2 pseudogenes are annotated in these 2,099 nt (G+C 39.7%); both read left to right on the top strand.

Features of this window, described 5'->3' with window-relative positions:
* A pseudogene (locus NHE85_RS16625) lies at positions 1-1,021 on the top strand (hypothetical protein); the annotation flags it as partial.
* Positions 1,022-1,052: 31 nt separating this feature from the next.
* Positions 1,053-2,099 (top strand): annotated as a pseudogene (locus NHE85_RS16620) (hypothetical protein); the annotation flags it as partial.

Below are 2,099 nucleotides of genomic sequence, written 5' to 3'. Positions count from 1 at the left end.
CAAGGATGCAGCTGTAACTACAGCTAAACTTGATGCTGATGCAGTAACCAATGAAAAGCTTGCGGACAATGCAGTTCAGACAGAGAATATAAAAGACGGTTCAGTAACAGCATCTAAGATCGATTCAAGCGTTGCAGGTGCAGGCCTTACCCAGGATGCCAATGGTGCACTTAAGGTTGATGTTAGTGCAATAACAGGAGATGGTAGTATAACTTCTACAGATCTTGAAGTAAACGGCGGAACTAATTCAACATTTGAAGATGTAACTTTAGAAATTAAAGCGGGAGCTGTAACTACAGCTAAACTTGATGCTGATGCAGTAACCAATGAAAAGCTTGCGGATAATGCGGTTGAGACAGAAAATATCAAGGACGGTTCGGTAACTACCGATAAAATTCTGAATGGAACAATAGCAACAGAAGATATTGCTTCTACAGGAGATAATAAAGTACTTACTACTGCAGATGATGGAACTGTAACATGGATAGATAAAACAGAACTTGCAATTGAACCTTGGAATAAGGAGAATTCGACAGATAAAGCTACTTCAAATGGAAGTAATATTTACCAGACAGGAAGTATAGGAATTGGAGATTTCTCGAGTGCAGCGGTATCTGAGAAATTGGATGTAAAAGATGGAAATGTTAAGATACGCGATATTAATGGAGTTGCAGGTAGTGTAACAGATAAAGTAGTTGTAGCAGATTCTAACGGTGTGCTTAAAACAGTATCTTCTATGCCGGGGATACGTACTGAAACGACAGATTATTTAGCAGTTCTCGCTGATGAAACAATACTTGCAGATGCTGTTACAGCGGATGTGACGGTAACGTTGCCGGATGAGCCAATTACAGGTAAAAAATATTATATAAAAAAGATAGATACATCAGATAACAAAGTAACTATTAGTGGTAATGGAAAAACTATTGAAGGTTTATCCAGTATTTCGGGAGCGTTACCATACCAGGGATGGGTGCTACAGTATAGTGGAACAGGTTGGTTCATAATCAGCCGTATTTAATGAGTTTTTGCTACTAATTAAAAAGTTAACAATGAAAAATAAATATATTTTATCGGCAGTTTTAGTAACATTATTTGCTAGTGTGGCTGCAAATGCTCAGCAAGGCTTCGGTACTAATAATCCAGATCCTTCATCAGTTATAGATATGGTATCTGCTAAACGTGGTGTTTTGGTTCCCAGGGTGGCTTTAACAGCAACAAATGTTGCTACACCGGTTACAGCACCTGCAGAAGCATTATTGGTTTACAATGAAGCCACCGCTGGAGCAGACCCATACGAAGTAAAACCTGGTTTTTACTACTGGAGTGTTGACAGATGGATACGTATTACTAATATAGAAGATATAACAAAAGGAACAATATCTTCTACAGATCTTACTGTAACAGGAGGTACTGATGCTACTTTTAAAAATGTAACTCTTGACATTAAAGATGGAGCCATTACTACAGATAAAATAGCTTCTGAAGCTGTTACTGAGGATAAAATGAAAGCTCCGGAAATTACCGGTACAGCAACTATACGTATACCAATTGCACAAAATGACGGAACCGTTGCTTATGGACCATTTCCTGCTGCAGGTGTAGTGGGAGATAATCTTACAGCTGCTGCTGATACAGTTGAATCTATAGAAGTGGTAACAGGAGGTACAGGAGCAGTTCTTGTACCAACTAGCTTAAGAGTAAAAGATGGCGGAATTACAGAAGTAAAGCTTGCAGACGGAGCAGTAACAACAGCCAAGATAGGAGCTGATGCAGTAACCAATGCCAAGCTTGCGGACAATGCGGTTCAGACCGAAAACATAGCCGCAGGCGCAGTAGAGACTTCTGATGTCAAAGATGCAGCAGTAACTACAGTTAAGATAGAAGATGCAGCAGTAACAGCCGTAAAACTTGCAGACGACGCAGTAACAGCTGCCAAGATCGATTCGAGTGTTGCGGGTACAGGATTAAAACAGAATACTACCAATGGTTCTTTAGAAGTAGATGCTGCATCTTTTGATGGTGACATTACCTCTACAGACCTTACAGTAACAGGAGGAGATAATGCCACCTTTACCGATGTAACACTAGATATAAAA

It is taken from the genome of Flavobacterium sp. NRK1 (assembly GCF_024054175.1).
GTDB lineage: Bacteria > Bacteroidota > Bacteroidia > Flavobacteriales > Flavobacteriaceae > Flavobacterium.
Note: the sequence above shows the minus strand (reverse complement) of the source record. Positions and strands in the feature narration are given on the sequence as shown.